Origin of the sequence: Acetobacter sp. (assembly GCF_022483985.1) — a bacterium.
GTDB lineage: Bacteria > Pseudomonadota > Alphaproteobacteria > Acetobacterales > Acetobacteraceae > Acetobacter.
In genome coordinates this window covers 386,616-406,443 of the sequence record NZ_JAKVME010000002.1, presented here as the reverse complement: position 1 = coordinate 406,443, position 19,828 = coordinate 386,616, and the positions used below count along the sequence as shown (strand labels likewise).

Below are 19,828 nucleotides of genomic sequence, written 5' to 3'. Positions count from 1 at the left end.
GAACCACGCCAAGAAAATCTCTTCCAGAAACAGGATCAGACGGAAAGAGCGTTGTTACAACTCTCAGCTTACCGCTTTGCGGTCGAGGTCGGAACGTGCTCGCTTTTATAGGACTGCGGCTCAACAGCCTTTGCGATATGCGGCAGAGTGGGCGCGGTCGGCGCAGTGCGCGGCGTCAGCACTGAACGATAGGGGCCACCAATCCGTTCCGGGCGAGAGGAGCGTGTACTGCTCTTTTCCAAAGCATCGGAAGGCGCGGCCGGAACCGCACCAACTCTGGACAATGTCCTTGATGTGCCGCTCTGACGGTAGCCTTCGATGCGGCTGGCTGTCGAGGAAGCTCGTCCATTATAGCGGCTCTGCGCCTTCGCGACATCGGGCTGAAGCATCACGCCAAAAAACAGGACCAGACATGAAACCAGCACTGGCAAAGAGCTGTTTTTCAAAACAGGGTCGCCCGTCATGATGCTCCGCTCCCTGCCTCAGCCTTTGATACGACGCAGCAGCGCAATCGATTCAACACAGGCCGCAGCGGCTTCACGGCCCTTGTTATGCTCATCCGCACGCGAACGGGACACGGCCTGAACATCGGTATAGGTCGTGAGAATACCGAACGCGATCGGTGTTTCCGTCGTCAGTGATGCCTGCTGGATGCCAATCGTCGCACCAAGGCTGATGAACTCGAAATGCGCCGTATCACCCTTGATGACACAACCGAGGCAGATCACGCCTTCATATTTACCGGTCTTCGCCAGCGTCTGGGCCAGAAGCGGCAGTTCGAATGCGCCCGGCGCGAGGAACACATCCTCGTCCGCGACGGAAATGCCGTGTTCACCCAGCCACTCGATGGAACCGTTCCGCAAACCGCCTGTCACGTCCTCATTGAAACGGCTGACGACCAGCGCCAGACGCGGTGCCGGGGTCAGATGAAGAGAAGGCATAGATTCAGGAGAACGTGTGCTCATATCAGGAAAGAACCTTTTCAGTAAAAATCAGCGAACGGAAAGAGGAGTCGGAACGGATTCAGCCAGCAGGGTATGCCCCATCCGTTTCCGCTTGGCGTCGAGATAGGCGCGGTTGAACGGGTTCGGCGCGACTTCCAGCCCGACACGTTTGCGAACGGTGAAGCCGCGTTCCTCCAGCGCCTTCACCTTGGCCGGATTGTTGGTCAGCAGGTCCAGCACCGTCACGCCCAGATCGCGCAGAACGGCGGCGGCGGCGGACCAGTCACGCTGGTCGGTATCAAAGCCAAGTTCGTGGTTGGCGTCGATCGTATCCAACCCGCGATCCTGAAGCGCATAGGCACGGATCTTGTTGCCAAGACCGATGCCTCGTCCCTCGTGACCACGGACATACAGCAGCACGCCACTCTCCGCCTGTCCGATTTCGCGCAGCGCCTTCTGCAACTGGTTGCCACAGTCGCACCGCATCGACCCCAGCGCATCCCCCGTCACACATTCGGAGTGCATCCGCACGAGCGGCACAGCGCCCTTCGCGGCCGGGTTGCCTTTCACCAGCGCCACATGCTCGACGCCTTCCGCATCACGGAAAGCGTGGATCATCAGGTCCTCACCGCCATAGATGCTCGGCAGATGAGCCTCGGCCAGTTCGGCCACGACGGAACTGGTCACAGGATCAACCGTGACGGTTTCTTCCGAGATCGGCGTCGTGCCATGCTGGCGCACCCATGCCGTCAGTTCGGCGATGGAGACGATCGGCAGGTCGTGCCTGCGTCCGAACACTTCCAGTTCCGGACGCCGCGCCATCGTGCCGTCTTCACTCAGGATTTCGCAGATCACAGCGGCAGGCGCACATCCGGCCAGACGTGCGATATCGATGGATCCTTCCGTGTGACCGTCGCGTTCCAGCACGCCGCCCGGCGCTGCTCGCAGCGGGAAGATATGACCGGGCGAGACCAGATCAGCGGGTTTCGCATCCGGTGCGACAGCCGCCAGAATGGTGCGGGCACGATCATGCGCGGAAATGCCGGTCGTCACGCCTTCATGCGCCTCGATGGACACCGTGAAAGCGGTGCTGCGCGGAGCATTGTTGACCTTCACCATCATCGGCAGGGCAAGCTGCTCGACACGCTCCGACGTGAGCGGCAGACAGACAAGGCCGCGTCCGTGCGTCACCATGAAGTTCATCGCCGCAGGCGTCATGAACTCGGCGGCCATCACGAGATCACCCTCGTTCTCACGATCCTCGTCATCGACCATGATGACCATGCGGCCTTCGCGGATCGCCTCGACCGCCCGCAACAGCGAGAGAGGCATCCTGTCTTTCAACGATACTGACATACGCTCTCCACATATTTTGCAATCACGTCGACCTCGACATTCACCGGCTCACCCGATGAAAGCGCTCCGAGCGTGGTGTGATCCCATGTGTGAGGAATGATCATCACCTCGACGGTGAATTCCCCATCTTTCGGCTCGCTCACGGCGTTCAGCGTCAGGCTGATGCCATCCAGCGTGATCGATCCCTTCTCGACCATGTAACGGCGCAGGGCCGCCGGCGCCGCGAAAACAAGCTTCCGCGCCTCGCCCACCAGATCCGCCGTGCAGAATGTCGCCACGCCATCCACATGCCCCTGCACGATATGACCTGACAGGCGCGTGGCCGGTGTGACGGCGCGTTCCAGATTGACGCGGGAGCCTTCCGTCAGCCGTCCGAGCGCCGTGCGGGCGAGGCTTTCGGCGCTGACGAAAAAGCGGACCCTCCCTGCCTCGTCGAATTCCGTCGCGGTCAGACAGACCCCGTTCACGGCAATGCTCTCGCCGAGGATCACATCGGTCATCCCCGTGTCTATATCGAGGATGCAGGACGCGTCTCCCGGCTGCACGGCCGCAACTGTCCCGAGATGTTCAATGATTCCTGAAAACATACGTCCTCTCACACAGATTCACTACGGCCAGCGACCACGGCCCCGGCAAGCTCGTCAAAGAGCGCCAGAGGTGTTGCGCCATGACGCCGTTCAACTGAAAAATCCTCGTTGCCGTCAGGACGTACGGCAATACGCAGCCAGTCGTCCCACAGACTTCGCGCCCGCAGTTCACCGAGCAGGGTCGGGCCTGCCTCAACCAGCGCCCACAGCACACCGGCTTCCGCCAGACGCCGGGGAACATCCTCGACGGAATCAGCAAAGATCACGTCGAAACGCCGCTCGGCCATGGTCAGCCAGTTCCGCGGCACGTCCTGAGTGCGGGAGCAGACAACCAGCATGCGGGGCTTACGGCCCATGTGATCGTCAACACGCCTTACATCCAGCCCCGGCAGATCAGCGCGAACGGTTCCACCAGCCGTGACAACGGCATCTGTCGCACGACGCAGACGGTGAGCAAGATTCAGGGCGGCATTGGAGGTGAAGGTGGTCCTGCCCGTGGGCGGCACCATCAGCCCGTCAATATTGACGGCCTGTTTCACTGTCAGCCACGCACGCTGGTCCACACTCCAGCGAATGAAGGGAGCGATCAGCCCCCGGCACTGGGCGACCAGAATCCGGCCATCAGGAATATGGTGCTGTTCACGCTCAAGCCAGCGCACTTCACGACCGTCCGCTTCCAGTCTTGCTGCGCCGCCACCAGCCACTTTCGGGTTGGGATCAGCGCAGGCGATCCAGACGGTTTTGACCGGTGTCGCAAGCAGACCTTCCGAGCAGGGCGGCGTCCGGCCCGTGTGATTGCAGGGCTCCAGAGTGACAAGGGCTGTGGCAATGCGGTCAGTCAGGCCGCGTTCAGCGCAGACCCGCAGAGCGTTGGCTTCGGCGTGCGGCGCTCCGGCCCTATGATGGGCGGCCACGGCGAGGATGGTCCCCTCCGCGTCAAGCAGGGCGCAGCCGACCGGCGGATTGGGGGCAGTCGCGCCGACAAAACGGCGCGCCTCCGCCAGCGCGGTCTGAAACGCTTTTCCCACCTGATGGAATACAGAACGGTCGGTCATTCACCTCGTCCGCCACTACGACACAGCACACACGTCGAATCAGGGCGGACGAACGGCCGCAGTCACAGGACACACCAAGGGCGTCTGTTCTGCTCCGCTGTTCTCTTTCATCCGGACTATACCGTCGGCTCCGGAATTACACCGGATCTGCTGACCCTGCCCCGTGAGAGGCAGGCGCTCGCGGGCTTCCGCTTCCTTTCGGAAGCGATTACCGCCGGTGGGGAATTGCACCCCGCCCTGAGAACGTCTGCAACTATGTGGGCCTGTATACGGAAAAAGCAAGAAACTTTTCATGAAGCGTCACTTCACGATGACTCAACTATCGTGGTTTCCCCCTGAAATGTCTGTTTGCCGACATGCCGAAGGGACCGTTGTCAGACGGAAACATCTGTGATGCGTTACCTGTTCCATCACGCAACCAGACAGGAAACGCCATGTTCCTTCAGACCGTCCGCACGTCCATGCGCAACCTGCTTGCGACAGGAACCGTGCTGCTCACCCTTTCTTCTGGCGCCTGCGCCCAGACTGTCGCCGCTCCAGATGTGCCCTCAGGTACGCCCTTGTGGAAAACCCTGCCTCCGACGCCTTCCCCCCTATCCGCTGACGCCAATGGCCTGCCGGTCCAGAGCGGATATGTCAGAACGGATGATGGTGCGAAAATCTATTACGCACAGGCCGGAGACGGTGAGCCGGTTCTGCTGCTGCATGGCGGCCTTGCAAACTCGGATTATATGAGTGGACTGGCCCGCGCCCTGCTGGCGGCGCATTATCAGGTGATCGTCGTGGACTCCCGTGGACACGGACGCAGCTCGCTCGGCAGGACGCCCATCGGCTATGACCGCATGGCGGACGACGCCGTAGCCGTGCTCACACACCTGAAGATCGGGCGGGCGGCGGTTGTTGGCTGGAGTGACGGCGGGATACAGGGCATCGATCTGGCGCTGCGTCACCCCGACCACATCACCCGCGTCTTCTCCTTCGCGCCCAACATCACGACGGATGGCGTGGACACCTCGGCGGAGAGCACGCCGACAGTGCAGGCGTTCATCGCCCGCACGAAACAGGAATATCGTCACCTTTCCCCCTCGCCGGGACGGTTTGGAAAATTCGAGTCCAGCATTGAGCATATGTGGTCGGATCAGCCAAACTGGAGCGACGCGCAGGTCGCCGCCATCACCACGCCGATGTGGATCGTGGACGGCGATCATGACGAGATGATCCATCTTCCCCACATCCAGCACATCGCGCATGTGATCCCTCAGGCCGGGCTGCTGATCCTGCCGAATGTAAGCCATTTCGCCTTTCTACAGAATCCTGAGCTGTTCTCGGCAGCAGTCATCAATTTCCTGAAACTCCCGACGCCATAACCGGCATACAGCCCCCGACCGGCCTGTTTTCCACTGCATGGGGACCGACCTGACAGAGTGGATCGCCCGGCTGGTCGCTGGACGCATCTTCCCATGAGTGCCATCACGGACACCTCTCTGTGATGGCCACAAACAAGGATGCGAACAGCCATGCGCCTGCCGGACTTCGAAGCCTGGGCCATTTTCGTCAAGGTTGCCGAGCATGGTTCGTTCGCCAGAGCCGCTGAGGCCATCCAGCTTTCCACCCCCACCGTCTCCAAGGCCGTCAGCCGACTGGAAGCGCATCTCGGTATTGCGCTGTTCAACCGCACGTCCCGCCAGCTTTCACTGACCGAGACCGGGCGCGATACGCTGCTTCATGCCCGGCGCATGCTGGCCGACGCCGAAGCCGCGGAGAGCGAAGCCCGTGACAGCACGCGGATTCCCTCCGGCGTAGTCCGGATTGCGGCCCCGATGACCTTCGGGGTCGATCACCTCTCTCCCATGCTGCCTGCCCTGCTGGAGCGTCACCCGGATCTTGAACTCGACATCCACTTCAGCGACGCGCTGACAGATGTCGTCGCGGACGGGTTCGACATGGCGATCCGCATCACATCCCTTGCGGATTCAACTCTGAAAGTCAGAAAACTCTGCTCGGTGCGGCTGATGCTCGTCGCCACTCCGGCATGGTGCGGTCAGGTCGGACCCATCACGCATCCGGAAGAACTCTCAAAGCTTAAAGGCTTTGTCTACACCAACACGAATACGCCCGGCAGCATGAAACTCATCCATCAGGACGGTGATGTTTTCGCGCTCTCCCAGCAGGCCCTGATACGCGCCAACAATGCGGAGGCGTTTCTCCCTTCTCTGGAAGCCGGTCTCGGCTACGGGTTTTTTCCTGAATTCATGGTCTGGCGGGGATTACGGGATGGCCGTTTCATCTCGCTTCTGCCGGACTGGGGGCTGCCCGCGATCGGCATCTACCTGATCACGCCGCCGAGCACGCGTCGTCCACTGCGTGTCACCACGGTCATGGATTATCTGATGCAGGCTTTCACCACCATGCCATGGGCACAGGAGAGCAAAGCCTCTGACTGACAGACGGGGCATGATCGTTCATGCCCCGTCCGGTTATATAGCCGTGCAGTCCTCAGCCGAGCAGTTTGGACGCAATACCGGCGACATGACCGCCCAGATATTTCGCGCCATCCAGTTCGACAGCGCTCGGCTGACGCGAACCGTCCCCCGCGGCGATGGTGGTGGCGCCGTAAGGCGAGCCGCCCGCCACTTCATCCAGCGTCAACTGACCCTGAAAGCTGTAAGGCAGGCCGGTGATCACCATGCCGTGGTGGATCAGGTTTGTGAGGATGGAATAGAGTGTGGTTTCCTGACCACCATGCTGGCTGGCCGTCGACGTAAACGCCGCGCCAACCTTGCCGAGCAGCGCGCCTTTCGCCCACAGTCCACCGGTCTGGTCCCAGAAATTCGCCATCTGGGAAGGAAGACGACCGAAACGCGTCGGAGCGCCGACGATGATGGCGTCATATTCGACCAGCTCGGCCGGGGTCGCTACAGGCGCGGACTGTTCCAGCTTGAAATGGCTGCTTTTCGCGACATCTTCCGGCAGCAGTTCGGCCACCCGCTTCACATCGACCTGCGCTCCAGCAGCGCGCACACCTTCCGCCACGGCGTGCGCCATCGTCTCGATATGGCCATAAGAGGAATAATACAGAACGAGAACCTTGGTCATCGCGATCACCTGTCAGCAAGTCGGACCCAGACGACCCGACGGGGCTCTGGTCCATCCGACGTTTTCAGTCTCGCACCATATCCCGCCCCGGGTTCACGACCAGCGAAAAACCGGAAAGGCTGCGCTTCCGGTTTTTCGCTTTTGAGGCACCTGTCCGAATCATCTTATTAACTATCAAAGTTTCTGGATGCCGCCTTTTTCCAAAAAGATGGCGTTTCTGAAGCTTCTTTGAAAAAAACTTCACCAAAAACTTTCTTACAATTTAATGATTTTTTGTGAAAAAGTTTTCACCCCAGCGTCATCAGACTGGCGTTTCCACCTGCCGCCGTCGTGTTGGTGCTGCGGGACTGCTCCTCCAGCACATTTTCAGAGTGCGGCAGGGACACTCCAGTCAGATAGGCCGGGACAATCGGCCCATTGCTCTCCGCCAGTTCCTTGCGCGCCTGCCGGAAGACCGCATTATCTTCCTCTCCAAGCAGAACCGCACAGGGTTCGGCGGTCGCGCTTGTCACAAGACGGATCGCTGGCTTCAGCCTGAAAGGCAGCGTCTCGATCCATCCCGTCAGATCGGCAGACGCCAGAACAAGCACCCTGTTTCCGCCTGACAGGGCGAAAGAAATCTGGTCAAACAGTCCTTCCTGCGTGACGGGAATGCACAGCACCGCCCCTCGCGGCGTCAGGCGATAGAGGTTCAGTTCACCGACTGGACCCGGCAGAACACGCTCTACGCCAAGAAGCGACTGATTGGCGCAGTCATGCGACACTTTCTGGGCGCGCACATCGCCACGGCCACACAGCCAGTCCGTCCACATCGTCTTCTCCGGCGTCACCTGACTGACAGCCGTCTTTTCGACAGCCGGAACGCCCGACAGCAGACGGCGCAGGATCAACGGGCCGCCTGCTTTCGGTCCCGTCCCGGACAGTCCGCGCCCACCGAACGGCTGCACACCGACGACAGCGCCAATGGTGTTACGATTAACGTAGAGATTGCCAGCATCAATCCGTGACAGCACGTGTTTCACCATGGAATCCAGACGTGTGTGCAGACCAAATGTCAGACCATACCCGGTGCCATTGATATCATTCAGCAACGCATCCAACTGGTCACGCTGATAACGCACAACATGCAGCACAGGACCGAAGACTTCCGGACCGATTTCACGAAGACTGTGAACCTCGATCAGGGTTGGCGGAACAAAACTGCCATGCGCGCATTCCTCCGGCAGTTTCAGGGACGTAACCGGCGCTTTACGCTTGCGGAACATCTCGATATGTTTCGTGATTCCCGCCGCCGCTTCCTCCGTGATGACCGGCCCGACATCACAGGACAGTTCCGCCGGATTACCAATCCGCAGCTCGTCCATCGCCCCACGCAGCATGGTCAGGATATGGTCGGCACAGTCTTCCTGCACGCAGAGAACACGCAGCGCCGAACAACGCTGACCAGCGCTGTCGAAAGCGGACGCCAGCACATCGACAACCACCTGTTCCGCAAGCGCGGATGAATCAACGATCATCGCATTCTGACCGCCCGTTTCAGCAACAAACGGAACAGGCTGCCCTGTGGCCGTGCGACGCCCCTCAAGCTGACGGTTGATAAGCTGGGCCACCGTCGTCGAACCGGTGAACATCACGCCCATCACGCGCTCATCGGCCACGGCTGCGGCTCCAACATCGCCCTCGCCCGGCAGCAGATGCAGCACATCCACAGGTACGCCTGCCTCGTGCATGATCTTCACGGCCTCGGCTGCAATCAGCGGTGTTTCTTCAGCCGGTTTCGCAATCACGGCATTGCCCGCCGCAAGGGCCGCCGAGACCTGTCCCAGGAAAATCGCCAGCGGGAAATTCCACGGGCTGATACACGTCACCACGCCCAGCGGCCTGTGCGTGTCGTTGTTGAAATCACGCTGGATGGTCGCGCCATAGTAACGCAGGAAATCGACAGCCTCGCGCACTTCAGCCACGGAGTTCGGCAGGGATTTTCCCGCCTCACGCCCGAGAAGAGCCATCAGCGCCGGATGACGTTCTTCCAGAATATCAGCGGCTTTTGCAAGAACAGCAGCCCGGTCGGCAGGACTCTTTGCCGCCCATGCCGCCTGACCGTTCACGGCGGCATCCACAGCCTGTGTCACCACCTCCGGCGTCGCCCAGACGACCGCTCCCACAACATCGCGTCGGTCAGCCGGATTGGTCACATCCTGCTTCGGTCCAGTGGTGATCGTCCTGCCTGAGACAATCGGGCCAGCCTCCAGCGTGCGGGGAGCACTGCGGATACCCGCATCCAGTTCGGACAGAACGCGATCATCCGCCAGATCAACACCAGCCGAATTCGCGCGTTCCGGCGCAAACATGTCCTGCGGCCTACGAATTTCCGAATGTGGCGCGCCATACGGTGTATAACGTCGTGCAACGTCCAGCGGGTCTTCAACCAGTCGCGCCACCGGAATGGCGCTGTCGCCAATCTGGTTCACGAACGACGAATTCGCGCCATTTTCCAGCAGACGACGCACGAGATAGGCCAGCAGCGTCTTGTGCGTGCCGACGGGCGCATAGATACGGGCCGGACGATTCAGCCTGTCCGCGCCGACCACCTGACGGTAGAGCGGCTCGCCCATACCGTGCAGGCATTGAAACTCGTAGGACCCGACATGGAAGTCCGGGCCTGCCAGCGTGTAGATGGTCGCCATCGTACGGGCGTTGTGCGAGGCGAACTGGGGAAAGATCGCATCCCGTGCGTCGAGCAGCTTGCGGGCGCAGGCAATGTAACTGATGTCGGTGTGGCACTTGCGGGTATAGACCGGAAAGTCACTCAGCCCCTCAACCTGCGCCTTCTTGATCTCGCTGTCCCAGTAAGCGCCTTTGACCAGACGCACCATGATGCGATGCTTCGTCCGGCGCGCAAGGTCAATGATGAAATCCAGCGCGAAGGGCGCACGCTTTCCATATGCCTGCACCACAAAGCCGATGCCGTTCCAGCCTTCCAGCCCCGGCGTGGCGCACAGCGCTTCCAGAATATCGAGCGAGAGGTCGAGACGCTCCGTTTCCTCGGCGTCGATATTGATCCCGATGTCATAGCGCCGCGCCCGCAGCACGAGATCCTGTACGATCGGCAACAGCTCGTTCATCACCCGATCGCGCTGGGCGCGGGAATAGCGGGGATGCAGCGCCGACAGCTTGATGGAGATACCGGGCCGTTCGTAAACATTCGCGCCACTGGCGCTGCTCCCGATCACGTCGATCGCCTTGATGTAATCCTGCCGGTAACGTTCGGCATCGGCGGCGGTAAAAGCCGCTTCTCCCAGCATGTCGTAGGAATAGCTGAAACCCAGCTCTTCCAGCTTCCGGCTGTTCCTGCGGGCCTGTTCGATGGTCTGTCCGAGCACAAACTGCTCGCCCATCAGACGCATGGCCGCATCGACGGCCCTGCGGACCACCGGCATGGAGCTGCGTTCGACAAAGCTCATGAGCGCACCGGACAGGCGCTTCTCGTCATGCTCGCCCATCAGCCGTCCGGTCAGCGCCAGCCCCCATGCCGCTGCATTGGCGAACATCGGCTTGCCACGCGCGACATGCGAGAGCCAGTCACTCTCCCCGATCTTGTCCTGAATCAGCGCATCGCGTGTCGCCGTATCCGGAATCCGCAGCAGCGCCTCGGCGAGACACATCAGCGCCACGCCTTCCACCGTGGACAGGGAGAATTCCTGCACCAGCGTTTCAACGAGTCCCGGATTCCGGCGGGCGCGCAGGGTCTCCGTCAGACGGGACGCGATGCCGGTCGCGGCGGCGTTCTGCTCGTCCGAGAGGGTCGCAGCGGGTGTCAGAGCCTCGATACACGCGCTCTCAGGCTGCCGAAAGGCGTTGATGATGGCCTTTCTCAACGGCGGCAGGGAGGAAAAGTCAGAGGCGGAGACTGAATCGGGAGAGCGCGTTGCTGGCATGGGACCGACATTCCAAAAGGCCGGCCAGAGTGTCAGCCCTGATGCGATGCTGACCTATCTGGTTGCGGTATCACAATGATAATTTCTCCCATGTCATAGAAATATAATTACTGCAATATATTATATTATATGACCGATACCCGCTCTGACGGCCCCTCTCCTGCGATCGATCCTCCCATCCGGATTGAGGCCTGACCAAACATTACGATTGTGGTATGATACACTCTTCTTCACAGACCTTCCTCTGACCGGAATGCCGCCGAAATGCTGCCGACCCGACTTTTTGCCAGTGTGGAAACCATCGCGCATGGCACCGCAGCGGAAACGATCTGCATCGCCCTGCGAAACGCCATCCTCGCGGATATCATCCAGACTGGACAGGCTCTTCCCCAGTCCGAACTCGCCAATGGCTTTGGCGTCAGCATCATCCCTGTCCGGGAAGCCCTGAAGCGGCTGGAGGCAGAAGGGTTCGTCACCTGCCTGCCCAATCGCGGCGCGGTGGTCATTGGTCTCGATGAGGGGGACATTCTCGAATATTCCCGCATCCGCGCCCTGCTGGAAGAACAGGCCGCCATAGAGGGCGTGCGGAACATGACGCGGGTCGATCTCGCCCATGTCGAGGACGCCTACGAAGCGTTTGTGCAGGATGGGGTGGCCCATTCGGGCAGTCTGAACAGGGCGTTCCACAACGCCATCTATGCCGCCGCCAAACAGCCTCGCCTGCTGGAAATGATCGAGGATCTGCACTTCAAGCTGGATCGTTACATCCGCGGGCATCTGGTGATCGAGGGACGCAAGGCCATTACCGATCGTGAACACAAAGCCATACTGGAGGCCTGCCGCGCCCGCGATCCGGAACTGTGCGCCCGTCTGACCCGGGAGCATATTCTGGAAGCCGCCGCCATCTCGGTGGATGTTTTCCGCAGGAAGGTCGCTGAGGAAGCGGCTGCCAAATAAGCGACAGTTTGAGGGGTTTTACGCCGTGCCCCATAAAAGGACACGGCTCATCTGATCACGTTTGCTGTGAACATCTCATGCCAGCGGTCTTATGGAGCGCCCATTGTCCGGGGAGACAGTTTGGCACTCCACCCCGAATCCCGTCCAAAGGCGTGCCTCTGGAAGCCATTTATATCAAACGGCTGGGGTCAAGGAGCCCCGTTATCCCTCGCGGGCGCGAGGCAGCGCCCGCATAGGCATCAATCCTCAGAACCGCTGGCGTCAGAAATGAAGGACATAAGCCTGCCCTTCATCAAATCACGCTTTGCCGACGATCCTGATCAGATCGTTGACAATTCCCGGGTTGGCCAGCGTGGACAGATCGCCAAATCCCTCCGTGTCCCCACAGGCGATCTTGCGCATGAGCCTGCGGACATTCTTGCCTGACCGTGTCTTCGGCAGATCCGGCACGACATAGACTGCCTCAGGCACGGCATAACGCCCCACCTTGCTGGCGATGATCCTGACGACCTGATCCTTCAGGCCAGCCATCTGCTCTTCGTTCAGCCCCTCATGCGGCACGATATAGACCACAAGACCCTGCCCCTTGATGTCATGAGGAATACCCACGGCGGAACTCTCGGAAATATCGTGAACTTCCGATATGGCGTCCTCGATTTCCGCTGAGCCGATGCGGTGACCGGACACGTTGATCACGTCATCCACGCGCCCCGTGATCCAGTAATAGCCATCCGCGTCGCGGCGCGCGCCGTCACCCGTGAAATAGTGGCCGGGATAGGGTTTGAGATAGGTCGTCTGGAACAGGGCGTCGTCGTTCCAGATGGTCAGGGCGCGCCCCGGCCATGAGCCGTCAATGCACAGAATGCCTTCGACAGCGCCGTCGAGCGGCGTTCCCTTCTCATCCAGCAGTACGGGATTGACACCCGGCAGCGGCAGAGTGGCCGACGCGGGACGTGGTTCGACGGCGTAAGGCACCAACGAGATCATCGCGCCACCGGTTTCCGTCTGCCACCATGTATCGACCAGCGCACAACGCCCTGCGCCGATCACATCATGAAACCACGTCCATGCCTCGTGATTGATGGGCTCACCGACCGACCCCAGCACCCGGAGGCTCGACAGGTCATAGGCCGCAGGAATCTCGTTGCCTTCGCTCATCAGCGCGCGGATGGCGGTGGGCGACGTGTAGAACGTCGTGACCCCGTGCTTCTGGATGACATCCCACCAGCGGCCGGGTGTCGGGTGAGACGGCATGCCCTCAAACAGCAGCAGCGTCGCACCATTGGCGAGGGGACCGTAGGCCAGATAGGTATGGCCCGTAATCCAGCCGATATCGGCTGTGCACCAGAACACGTCCCCCTGCTGATGATCGAAGATCAGTTCATGGGTGTAGGACGCCCATGTGAGATAGCCACCGGTGCCGTGAACGATGCCTTTCGGCTTGCCGGTGCTGCCGGACGTGTAGAGCAGGAACAGCGGATCGGTCGCATTCATCGCTTCCGGCTCGCATGTCGTCGCAGCCGCTTCCAGCAGAGGTGTCAGCAGCGCGTCACGCCCCTCTGTCAGGGGCACTGCGTCATCCGTCACCTCGACCACCAGCACGCGGCGGACCGTTGAAGTCTCGCCACGCAGGGCGATGGCCGCGTCCATCGTGGTCTTGAACGGAATCCGTTTCGCGCCGCGCCGCCCGACATTGGCCGTGATCACGACAACCGCGCCGCTGTCAGCCAGACGGTCAGCAATGGCCTCCGCGGAAAAACCACCGAACAGGACCATATGCATCGCGCCGATCCGGGCGCAGGCCTGCATGGCGACGATGCCTTCGGCCACGGCGGGCAGATGGATCGCCACGCGATCGCCGCGCTTTACGCCGCTGTCCCGCAGAACATTGGCCAGAGCACAGACGCGGTCATGCAGGTCCCGATAGGTCAGACGCAGGACATTGGTGTCCTCCTCCCCCTGCCAGATGACCGCCGTCTGATCACCACGCATCGCCAGATGGCGATCGAGGCAGTTCACGCTCGCATTGAGCTTTCCATCGGCAAACCAGCCGGAGCCCGCATCGACCGATGCGGTCGGCACGGCGGACCACTCCAGACGCCGGCTTTCCCTGAGCCAGAAAGCTTCCGGATCGTTTCGGGCCGTTTCAACCAAACGCTTGTAAGATTCAGGGGTCAAACGGGGCGTGGACAACATGGAGCAGTCTTCTTCTTTTTGGTGAGAGAGTTTGAATTCAGCGCCGAAACCAGTCACTGCACCAATACTGACCGCTTTCCCGCCAGACGGACAAGTAAAATATTATCCAGACCACAGAGTTCCCGGAAAACTGCAGCTTTTACGGCACATATTTACATAAATGAAAACGTTGTAAATTCACATACACAGGTAAAGCGGACCTACTTCACGGTCTGAAAACCGTCAGTTTTCGCTTCTTCATTATCGCTATGGAAATTATTCATTTCTCGCATAGGTTCGATGGTAACGTCTGCCGAGGTCGGTCAAAAATTCGTAACCGATGGTCCCGGCAGCAGTCGCGGCGGCATCCAGAGAGTTATGCGGCCCGATCAAATCGACCAGATCGCCCGCACGGACGCTGCCCTCAGGAAGATCAGTGACATCGACGGCCAGCGAATCCATCGAGACCCGCCCGATAACCGGCAGGGGAATAGCGGGTTGTGACGGCAGAATGGCGGTGCCCTGCCCGGAAATACTTCTCAGAAAACCGTCGCCATACCCGATGCCAAGCAGTGCGATACGGCTCGGACGGGCAGCGATGAAACCGCCGCCATAACCAACGGCCTGTCCTTCCGGAATTGAACGGGTCTGGATGACGCGCGCCTGCAGACGGATGACCGATTTCACGGGGTTGGGCTTACCGGGTGTCGGATTGACGCCATAGAGCGCGGCGCCGGGCCGAACGAGGTCGAAGTGCCAGTCCGACCCGAGAAAAATGCCCGAGGAAGCGGCCAGACTGCGCGGCGTTTTCGGCAACATCACGCCCAGACGCTGGAATTCTTCCAGTTGCGCCCGATTGCTTCGGACCTCGGGCGTATCGGCGCAGGCAAGATGGCTCATCACCAGAACCGTTTCGATGCCGTCCAGAAACGTGGGATCGGCTGCGATTTTCAAGACCTCATCGGCGTTCATGCCAAACCGGGCCATGCCGGAGTCAACCTGCAACACCGCAGGCAGCCGTCGTTCCAGCGTACGGCTCAACTCACGCCATTCGACCAGTTGCTCCATGCTGTTGATGACCGGCACCAGCCCGGCTTCCAGCAGATCACGCGCTGTGCCGGGAGGCGGTCCATGCAGCACGAAGATCGAGGACTGAGGATTTTTGACAAAGGGGCGCAACGCCACGCCCTCGGCCAGATGCGCGACGAAAAAATGCCGACAACCGGCTTCCTCAAGGACAGGCGCGACAAGGGACGCGTTCAGCCCGTAAGCATCCGCCTTTACGGCGGCGGCGCAGAGTGGACGGGAAACGGATGTCTGGCCCGACGGCTGAATGACGTGGCACAGCGTGCGATAATTGTCCGCGACGGCCTGAAGATCGATATTCAGAATGCCGCCAGCCCACTGCGCCGCCACGTCCATCACCTCATATCTCCGCCACTGATCATTTCGCTCTCAGCTATAGAGATAGAGCATCATGGGGCAGGTTGAAAACCGGCTGACAGAGAAAGATTGCTGACAAACCTGCTTTCTTTCCCTGTAGATTCTCTGACACCCGACAGGACGAAGCCGCTTCAGGCCGAGCCCGGCACGCCCTTGCTCGTTGAGTATTCGAAATGAAGCGCCTGATCAGGGTTGACGATGCTGTAAATGGCATGCGCCGCCATGGCAGCCTCGCTGAAACCTTGCAGGATCAGCTTCAGTTTGCCGGGATAGGAGGCGATATCGCCAATGGCGTATACGCCCGCAAGAGAAGTCTGACAGGATGATGGCGTGACGGGAATCGTCGAGCGCGTCTGGTCAATACCCCATTGCGCGATCGGCCCGAGGTCGGTGGCAAGGCCGAAGAAAGCCAGCAGATGCTCGGCCTCCAGCGTTCGCACCTCGCCTTCCAGTGTCGCGACGTCCACACCCGTCAATTGACCTTCCGCGCCCCGAAGTCCCTTAAGCTGATAGGGCGTGATCTTTTTCACCACCCCTCCGGCAATTGCTTCCTCAAGCTGACTCAGGCTTTCCGGAGCGGCACGGAACTTGTCGCGGCGATGAACCAGATAAATCTTGCGGGCGACCTTCGACAGGGACAGCGCCCAGTCGATCGCGGAATCGCCACCTCCGGCGATCACCAGACTTCTGCCTTCGAAATCAGCCTTACGCCGAACGCTGTAGCGGACCGCGCCAGTCGTCTCATACTGCTCAAGCCCTTCAAGCGGGGGCCTGTTCGGTCCGAACGCTCCCGCGCCAGCCGCGATGACCACAGCTTTTGCGTGGATCACGTCACCCTTGCTGGTTTCCAGACGGAAATCGCCAGCCGACCCCGTCAGCCCCTCGACACGCCGACCCAGAAGCCTTGGAATGGAGAAAGGCTCGATCTGCTCGGAGAGTTTTTCGATCAACTCACCACCCTCGATGGCGGGACAGGCGGGAATGTCGTAAATCGGCTTCTCGGGATAGAGCGCCACACACTGGCCACCGATCTCATCCAGCGCATCGACCAGAACACAGCTCATCCTGAGCATGCTGCACTGGAAAGCGGCGAACAGTCCGGTTGGACCCGCGCCAATGATGACAACATCCGTGCTGACTGTGGCGCCTGACATGCGACCGCGTTCCTCCTGCTGACTATCGCTGAGGACGTTGTGCGCCAGCCAGCGGCGGGAGGCAATATTCCGATGCGTTCAGCCTCGCGGCGTCCCCATTTGCCTGCTCGGGCTACAGCCCCATTTCCGTCAGTCCCGGATGATCGTCAGGACGGCGTCCCTGCGGCCAGAAAAACCGGCGCTCATTTTCCGCAATCGGCATGTCGTTGATGCTGGCGACACGCCATTGCATAAGGCCCGCCGCATCAAACTCCCACAACTCATTTCCATAGGAGCGGAACCAGTTCTGCCGATCATCATGCCATTCATAGACAAAGCGGACGGCAATACGGTCTTCGTGAAACGCCCACAGTTCCTTGATCAGCCGATACTCCTGCTCCCTTCTCCATTTATTCTCCAGAAACTCGATGATTTTCTCACGTCCTTCCAGAAAGCAGACCCTGTTTCGCCAGATGCTGCCAGCCGTGTAGGCCAGCGCGACCTTTTCAGGATCGCGACTATTCCATGCATCTTCGGCCAGCCGAACTTTTCTGGCCGCATCGGCTGTCGTCAGAAAAGGCGGGCACGGTGGGCGAGGTTGTTCCATGATGTACGATCCTGCGTCGAAAAGAGGCTTGATTCCGGAGAGTTGAAAAGTAGAAGAACCCTATCGAATGATGGGAACATCAGAGCATGCATGAGAAACGGAAAACCTTTCTCAGGGCAAGACTCTTTCTGACAAGGCCTTCTCAGCTCCCGCATGACCGGCTCCGGCAGCCTGTTCCATTCGTGTCCAGGCATCCTGTTGCGTCATGTGATTGGAACGGCCTTCCAGAACAAGGCAGGCCGACATGAAAAAAGCACCGGGGAATCCCAAGGAAACCGACTTTTCATACCACTGGACCGCTTGGCCGATATCAGGCGTTTCAGCAATACCCGACCAGTAATCTCCCAGAACACAGGCGGCTCTTCCATTACTGATTGCCGCTTTACGCAGCAGGCTCTCACCTCGCGTCAGAAAGCGCAAACGCTCTTTTTCCTGCTCGTCCACACCCTGACGGTGATTTTCCACCATCAAACATTCCCCGAGCAGCGCCATGGCGGGTACATATTCCGCTCCCGCAGCGATCTCCAGATGATGCCGGGCTTTTTTCTCATCCTGAGCCAGCACGATCCCATGCCCGTACCATGTGGAAACCATATGGTGGGCAATACCAAGTTTTTTCTCCAACGGGACCGACAGCATATCCATGAGGCGTTCAGCCGATGCTCCGGCACGCGCCTCCCTGTCCGCCAACCCGACCAGCGCCAGGGGCAGGCCTTCCGCAGCAGCCGCCTGTAATGCTTCAAGTCGCTCCGTTTCCTCTTCCATTCCGGCGGCGTCCAGCAGCCAGACGAGAAAGAGTGAAGCTTCCGGATCACCTCTCTGATGCCCCAACCGAGCGAACATCAGGGCGTCCTCTTTGCGAGGCGTCCGCCTTACAGGCTGGCCCAGCGCCTGTTCATCCGGCAGAAAACCGTCCCACGCCAGACGCGCAGCATGCACGCAAGCCTGCGGATGACCTCCTCTCGCAGCCCGCTCCATCCACCAGACCGCGTGTCCGGCATGGGGCGCCACACCTTCCTCGCCGGCAAGATAGGCCTCGCCCATGGAAAACATGGCGTCGACAGACCCCTCTCCGGCCTGCTCGACCCGTTTTCTCCTTCCGGACGCACGTTTTCGTTTGTCCAGAAATTTACGCCACACAACCAACACCCTCGTTTATTTAAGAAAGACCATCTATCGTAAAACCATAATATGCAGATGCGAAAACAGACAGGTTCCGCCTCCCATCGGATACGAATTATGCCACGATACGCGGACCTGCCAATCGCCTTGCCAGTCTGTGCGAAGGGCGCTCCACCCACACATGCAATGCGACAGAACATACTATCATGACAGTAAACAAAGCCACCCAGCACATGCACCGCGCCCATCGTGCCGCTAGGATTATTATAAGCATGATGCGTAACTGTCAGTAGCGCGCATTCCGCAGCCAAAATACAGTCCTCCAGAATATGCAGAAGAGAAGCCCGTTTCAGACGAAGCAGAGTCCATGCCGCTACTGGTTCGATGGGTTTTATTCGTAATTCATTATTGTATGTGATGGAATCCTCAAAAAAAAACGGGCCATAAGGCCCGTTTTTCCGCGCACATCAGAAAGCACCGTTACCGCCGCCGCAGCTTCGATCCGAGATAACGACCCAGCGGCCCCGCTAAGAGAGTGGCCAGCGAAAGCATGTTGAGGGACTGCCGCAGTTCGTTGAGGCGACGATCCCGGTTGAGATGCGCTTCCACTTCAGCCGGATAGAGATAGGAACGCCGTCCGAAGAACGCGAACACCAGAGCCAGAAAGATGTCGGCAAAGAAGACCAGAGCCGGTGAAAGGACCGGACCCAACCCGAATTCATAACGGAAGATGGCCCAGAGCAGCGCATGACCGGTAATCAGCGAGAAAAAGCCAAGGAGCGCCGCAACCAGCAACAGGGCAACCTGACGCCCGATCCGCATCGCTTTCTGCTGAAGAAGCTGAACTTCCGCCTGAGCCGCGGATTTGCCGACATCGAAAAAGTGCATTGGATCCCCGTCTACCTCACATAAGCCGGCATCGAGGATGAACCGGCGACCTGTTATGACCCCTGCCTCATCCATAAAGCAACCGAGGCAGGAGCAGAACACCTCACAGGAAGGTAGACTCTTGATCTGGCCTCAGGCGCCCTGATGACAGGTTCCTGAGACAAAACATTAACGCGACAGGCGTCCGACGACAAATCCGACGACAAAAGAAATCGCGATGGAGAGGAAGGGCTTCGCGCTGACATTGGTCGCAACGCTTGCCTTCTGATGCTCGGCAATCTCGCGCGCATTGGAAACCGCCGAGTTCGCCGCATCGGAAAGCGGTGGAACAACATGGGTGCTCAGAAAATGTTCAAGCTGACTCTTCAGCGCTTCCAGTTCATCACGCGCCGTCGTTGAGGCTTCGTCCACTGCTGCCTGTGCCTGTTTCCTGATCTTTTCTGCGGACATATTCACTCGCTCCTGTTTGCTGACCTGACTGTCAGTTCTGTCCGGTTATCCCGGACTCCAGCACCCATCTTAACTCT

17 protein-coding genes and 1 riboswitch are annotated in these 19,828 nt (G+C 59.7%); of the genes, 3 read left to right on the top strand and 14 right to left on the bottom strand.

All coding sequences use genetic code 11. The features are described 5' to 3' along the window. Window positions 1-68 precede the first annotated feature (68 nt). From LKE90_RS13520 to ribD, 5 genes are read right to left on the bottom strand one after another with little or no spacing between them, the layout of a single operon-like run. Window positions 69-464, bottom strand: coding sequence for a hypothetical protein (locus LKE90_RS13520; protein WP_291491927.1), 396 nt, complete (start codon window positions 462-464; stop codon window positions 69-71). A gap of 18 nt (window positions 465-482) precedes the next feature. Further along, window positions 483-965 carry a 6,7-dimethyl-8-ribityllumazine synthase gene (ribH, locus tag LKE90_RS13515; RefSeq protein ID WP_291491928.1) on the bottom strand — a complete coding sequence of 161 codons (483 nt, stop codon included), beginning with the start codon at window positions 963-965 and terminating at the stop codon, window positions 483-485. Between the two features lie 27 nt (window positions 966-992). Further along, window positions 993-2,276, bottom strand: a complete 1,284-nt coding sequence (gene ribB / locus LKE90_RS13510) for a 3,4-dihydroxy-2-butanone-4-phosphate synthase (RefSeq protein ID WP_291492054.1) — start codon at window positions 2,274-2,276, stop codon at window positions 993-995. 8 nt (window positions 2,277-2,284) lie between these two features. Next, a complete protein-coding gene (locus LKE90_RS13505; protein ID WP_291491929.1) occupies window positions 2,285-2,887 on the bottom strand; it encodes a riboflavin synthase in 603 nt (200 codons plus the stop codon). An 8-nt stretch (window positions 2,888-2,895) separates the two neighbouring features. Beyond that, window positions 2,896-3,942, bottom strand: a complete 1,047-nt coding sequence (gene ribD, locus LKE90_RS13500) for a bifunctional diaminohydroxyphosphoribosylaminopyrimidine deaminase/5-amino-6-(5-phosphoribosylamino)uracil reductase RibD (RefSeq protein WP_291491930.1) — start codon at window positions 3,940-3,942, stop codon at window positions 2,896-2,898. Between the two features lie 95 nt (window positions 3,943-4,037). Then, window positions 4,038-4,191, bottom strand: a riboswitch (FMN riboswitch). 185 nt (window positions 4,192-4,376) lie between these two features. Here ribD and LKE90_RS13495 point away from each other — a divergent pair. Together LKE90_RS13495 and LKE90_RS13490 are read left to right on the top strand one after the other, a co-directional pair. Further along, window positions 4,377-5,309 carry an alpha/beta fold hydrolase gene (locus tag LKE90_RS13495; RefSeq protein WP_291491932.1) on the top strand — a complete coding sequence of 311 codons (933 nt, stop codon included), beginning with the start codon at window positions 4,377-4,379 and terminating at the stop codon, window positions 5,307-5,309. A 150-nt stretch (window positions 5,310-5,459) separates the two neighbouring features. Then, window positions 5,460-6,386: a LysR family transcriptional regulator gene (locus LKE90_RS13490; RefSeq protein WP_291491933.1), complete on the top strand. Its 927-nt coding sequence runs from the start codon at window positions 5,460-5,462 to the stop codon at window positions 6,384-6,386. Between the two features lie 52 nt (window positions 6,387-6,438). On the opposite strand, the gene wrbA is transcribed toward LKE90_RS13490, so the two are convergent. Both wrbA and putA read right to left on the bottom strand, forming a co-directional pair. Beyond that, a complete protein-coding gene (gene wrbA, locus LKE90_RS13485) occupies window positions 6,439-7,038 on the bottom strand; it encodes an NAD(P)H:quinone oxidoreductase (protein ID WP_291491934.1) in 600 nt (199 codons plus the stop codon). 287 nt (window positions 7,039-7,325) lie between these two features. Then, window positions 7,326-10,976, bottom strand: coding sequence for a bifunctional proline dehydrogenase/L-glutamate gamma-semialdehyde dehydrogenase PutA (gene putA, locus LKE90_RS13480; RefSeq protein ID WP_291491935.1), 3,651 nt, complete (start codon window positions 10,974-10,976; stop codon window positions 7,326-7,328). 264 nt (window positions 10,977-11,240) lie between these two features. Between putA and LKE90_RS13475 the strand changes: the two genes are divergently transcribed. Continuing rightward, complete coding sequence (locus LKE90_RS13475; RefSeq protein WP_291491936.1) at window positions 11,241-11,933, top strand: GntR family transcriptional regulator; 693 nt, start codon at window positions 11,241-11,243, stop codon at window positions 11,931-11,933. A gap of 297 nt (window positions 11,934-12,230) precedes the next feature. On the opposite strand, the gene acs is transcribed toward LKE90_RS13475, so the two are convergent. The 7 genes from acs to LKE90_RS13440 form a co-directional block, all read right to left on the bottom strand. Next, the gene (gene acs / locus LKE90_RS13470) at window positions 12,231-14,129 is read right to left on the bottom strand and encodes an acetate--CoA ligase (protein WP_291491937.1); all 1,899 of its coding nucleotides are present in this window, start codon (window positions 14,127-14,129) and stop codon (window positions 12,231-12,233) included. Window positions 14,130-14,384: 255 nt separating this feature from the next. Further along, on the bottom strand, window positions 14,385-15,530 hold the full coding sequence (gene alr / locus LKE90_RS13465) for an alanine racemase (protein ID WP_291492055.1): 1,146 nt from the start codon (window positions 15,528-15,530) through the stop codon (window positions 14,385-14,387). Between the two features lie 152 nt (window positions 15,531-15,682). Further along, window positions 15,683-16,705, bottom strand: coding sequence for an NAD(P)/FAD-dependent oxidoreductase (locus tag LKE90_RS13460; protein WP_291491938.1), 1,023 nt, complete (start codon window positions 16,703-16,705; stop codon window positions 15,683-15,685). 112 nt (window positions 16,706-16,817) lie between these two features. Continuing rightward, window positions 16,818-17,291 (bottom strand): nuclear transport factor 2 family protein, encoded by a 474-nt coding sequence (locus LKE90_RS13455; protein ID WP_291491939.1) that lies wholly within the window; start codon window positions 17,289-17,291, stop codon window positions 16,818-16,820. A gap of 111 nt (window positions 17,292-17,402) precedes the next feature. Continuing rightward, window positions 17,403-18,344: a sel1 repeat family protein gene (locus tag LKE90_RS13450; protein WP_291491940.1), complete on the bottom strand. Its 942-nt coding sequence runs from the start codon at window positions 18,342-18,344 to the stop codon at window positions 17,403-17,405. A gap of 549 nt (window positions 18,345-18,893) precedes the next feature. After that, window positions 18,894-19,301 (bottom strand): hypothetical protein, encoded by a 408-nt coding sequence (locus LKE90_RS13445; protein ID WP_291491942.1) that lies wholly within the window; start codon window positions 19,299-19,301, stop codon window positions 18,894-18,896. Window positions 19,302-19,469: 168 nt separating this feature from the next. Then, window positions 19,470-19,751: a hypothetical protein gene (locus LKE90_RS13440; RefSeq protein ID WP_291491943.1), complete on the bottom strand. Its 282-nt coding sequence runs from the start codon at window positions 19,749-19,751 to the stop codon at window positions 19,470-19,472. Window positions 19,752-19,828 lie beyond the last annotated feature (77 nt).

What these genes read in the sequence shown, in the direction of transcription:
- LKE90_RS13520 (WP_291491927.1), bottom strand. Translation starts at nt 464, where the DNA reads ATGACGGGCGACCCTGTTTTGAAAAACAGCTCTTTGCCAGTGCTGGTT.
- ribH (WP_291491928.1), bottom strand. Translation starts at nt 965, where the DNA reads ATGAGCACACGTTCTCCTGAATCTATGCCTTCTCTTCATCTGACCCCG.
- ribB (WP_291492054.1), bottom strand. Translation starts at nt 2,276, where the DNA reads ATGCCTCTCTCGCTGTTGCGGGCGGTCGAGGCGATCCGCGAAGGCCGC.
- LKE90_RS13505 (WP_291491929.1), bottom strand. Translation starts at nt 2,887, where the DNA reads ATGTTTTCAGGAATCATTGAACATCTCGGGACAGTTGCGGCCGTGCAG.
- ribD (WP_291491930.1), bottom strand. Translation starts at nt 3,942, where the DNA reads ATGACCGACCGTTCTGTATTCCATCAGGTGGGAAAAGCGTTTCAGACC.
- LKE90_RS13495 (WP_291491932.1), top strand. Translation starts at nt 4,377, where the DNA reads ATGTTCCTTCAGACCGTCCGCACGTCCATGCGCAACCTGCTTGCGACA.
- LKE90_RS13490 (WP_291491933.1), top strand. Translation starts at nt 5,460, where the DNA reads ATGCGCCTGCCGGACTTCGAAGCCTGGGCCATTTTCGTCAAGGTTGCC.
- wrbA (WP_291491934.1), bottom strand. Translation starts at nt 7,038, where the DNA reads ATGACCAAGGTTCTCGTTCTGTATTATTCCTCTTATGGCCATATCGAG.
- putA (WP_291491935.1), bottom strand. Translation starts at nt 10,976, where the DNA reads ATGCCAGCAACGCGCTCTCCCGATTCAGTCTCCGCCTCTGACTTTTCC.
- LKE90_RS13475 (WP_291491936.1), top strand. Translation starts at nt 11,241, where the DNA reads ATGCTGCCGACCCGACTTTTTGCCAGTGTGGAAACCATCGCGCATGGC.
- acs (WP_291491937.1), bottom strand. Translation starts at nt 14,129, where the DNA reads ATGTTGTCCACGCCCCGTTTGACCCCTGAATCTTACAAGCGTTTGGTT.
- alr (WP_291492055.1), bottom strand. Translation starts at nt 15,530, where the DNA reads ATGGACGTGGCGGCGCAGTGGGCTGGCGGCATTCTGAATATCGATCTT.
- LKE90_RS13460 (WP_291491938.1), bottom strand. Translation starts at nt 16,705, where the DNA reads ATGTCAGGCGCCACAGTCAGCACGGATGTTGTCATCATTGGCGCGGGT.
- LKE90_RS13455 (WP_291491939.1), bottom strand. Translation starts at nt 17,291, where the DNA reads ATGGAACAACCTCGCCCACCGTGCCCGCCTTTTCTGACGACAGCCGAT.
- LKE90_RS13450 (WP_291491940.1), bottom strand. Translation starts at nt 18,344, where the DNA reads ATGTTTTCCATGGGCGAGGCCTATCTTGCCGGCGAGGAAGGTGTGGCG.
- LKE90_RS13445 (WP_291491942.1), bottom strand. Translation starts at nt 19,301, where the DNA reads ATGCACTTTTTCGATGTCGGCAAATCCGCGGCTCAGGCGGAAGTTCAG.
- LKE90_RS13440 (WP_291491943.1), bottom strand. Translation starts at nt 19,751, where the DNA reads ATGTCCGCAGAAAAGATCAGGAAACAGGCACAGGCAGCAGTGGACGAA.